Below are 1,602 nucleotides of genomic sequence, written 5' to 3'. Positions count from 1 at the left end.
GGAAAAAACATGTCATACACTATCAACAATATTATTTATGCTACTAAGAAAGATATAATCAGTCAGGCACAAAGCATTCTAAACAAAACCAAAGACCATCAAGAAGTGAGCATTAGTGATTATAATTTTTTGATCGAATTATTTAAAAACCACGATGAGTGGGAAGAAAAAAGTAAGAATGAATGCATAGGAATCACTGCAGGTAGATCACTACACGGCACCAGATGTTTTTATTTGAAAACAAAAACTGGATTAGAGGACATTTCTTTTCATTATGCTATTAAATGCCTCAAAAAATAACCAATACGTACTTATTTGCCAAGTCACTCGAAGTCCATCAAAAGCTAATCATTTTATATATTTCTTTGCATTATTAGCAATGCGAATGTCTTTCATTGAGTTCCTAAGGTGAATTTCCACTTCTTCTTTTGAAGAAAGATGTTCTGGCATAATCATTACGTCATTAAACTGCAAGTTTAGTTGTGACATACAAAAGAAGAAATGAAATAAAAACTCAGGAATTAAAAAAATATAATGGTAGCAATTATCAGAATCAATTTTGAATGGAGTTGAGGCTATGGGGAAAAAATCACTGTCGTTAACATGAATGATTAATGGCAAAGAATAATCAGATTCGCGTAGAAGATATTTTCTAATCTTAATTAACTCTTTTCTTACTATGCGAGGCACTCTCTCGCACACTATATTTCTAAATAAATTCAACATAGCAAAATATTTAATTGCAGAGACTTTTTCATCTGTAAAATAAAGAATGTCTTGACCATTTAATTTGCTACACAGTTCCTTTTGGTATGCTAATATCTTTTTCTGCCTCACATCTGTTCTTTGCAGTTCACGAATAATTTTCGCCATCGCAGTTTCTTTTTCAGAAAATAACTCTTCACATGCAGAACAAAGGAGAATTTGTTTTTCTTGACGTGTTGATTTCTGTAGAAGACCTAAACGGCTATCAACAATCATTGGAGAACATTCGTTTATTTTCTCATATGGCTGACATTCGCGAATAATTTTATAAACAAACTTAGAAATCAAATGGCTATGGACAAGTTCATTATTTTTACGGCAAAGTGGACATTTGTTAATTTTCAGCATTAATTACACCAAACGTATAATGAAAAATCTAATACATGTTAGTATACACATGTACTACGGACAAAGCGCGAACAGACAATTTTTTGGCTTAAAGAGTTATGACTATATGCTAGACAACTGGCATAAAGAATAATAATGTATGTTAGATATACCTTAATACGTCAACAGTAACACATTAAAGCACATAAAATCAACAAGTTATGGTGAGATATGGAAATTAATGAATTCATAGCAAAGTATCGAAATCATCCAGTGCTCTTCATCGGAACTGGGTTTAGCTTGCGATATCTCTCTAATTCCTATGATTGGAATGGTTTACTCTCACATATTTGTTTCGAACTCACTGGTGATAAAGAAACATATCTTGATATTAAATCAAAATGTCAAATCAATGGTGAATATAAATATGATAAAATTGCCAGTGATATAGAAAGAAAATTCAATGAAACTTTGTCTAACGATAGAAATGGAAAGTTTAAAGAAATAAAT

Annotated in this window: 2 protein-coding genes and 1 pseudogene; 2 read left to right on the top strand and 1 reads right to left on the bottom strand. The window is 31.1% G+C overall.

The genetic code is table 11. The annotated features are described in order from the left end of the window. Positions 1-300 (top strand): DUF3223 domain-containing protein (locus ACNQ0W_RS25045; protein ID WP_417933289.1); only part of this gene is annotated, 300 nt, incomplete at its 5' end. Positions 301-348: 48 nt separating this feature from the next. On the opposite strand, the gene ACNQ0W_RS25040 is transcribed toward ACNQ0W_RS25045, so the two are convergent. Then, entirely contained in the window at positions 349-1,113 is a 765-nt protein-coding gene (locus ACNQ0W_RS25040; RefSeq protein ID WP_157916688.1) for a hypothetical protein, read from the bottom strand. 210 nt (positions 1,114-1,323) lie between these two features. Here ACNQ0W_RS25040 and ACNQ0W_RS25035 point away from each other — a divergent pair. Then, positions 1,324-1,602: pseudogene (locus ACNQ0W_RS25035) on the top strand (hypothetical protein); the annotation flags it as partial.

Source organism: Enterobacter cloacae complex sp. 6730903 (assembly GCF_048283985.1).
In the GTDB taxonomy this organism is placed as follows: domain Bacteria; phylum Pseudomonadota; class Gammaproteobacteria; order Enterobacterales; family Enterobacteriaceae; genus Enterobacter; species Enterobacter hormaechei_C.
Note: the sequence above shows the minus strand (reverse complement) of the source record. Positions and strands in the feature narration are given on the sequence as shown.

Coding starts and splice junctions, on each gene's coding strand:
- ACNQ0W_RS25040 (WP_157916688.1), bottom strand. CDS start 1,113: ATGCTGAAAATTAACAAATGTCCACTTTGCCGTAAAAATAATGAACTT.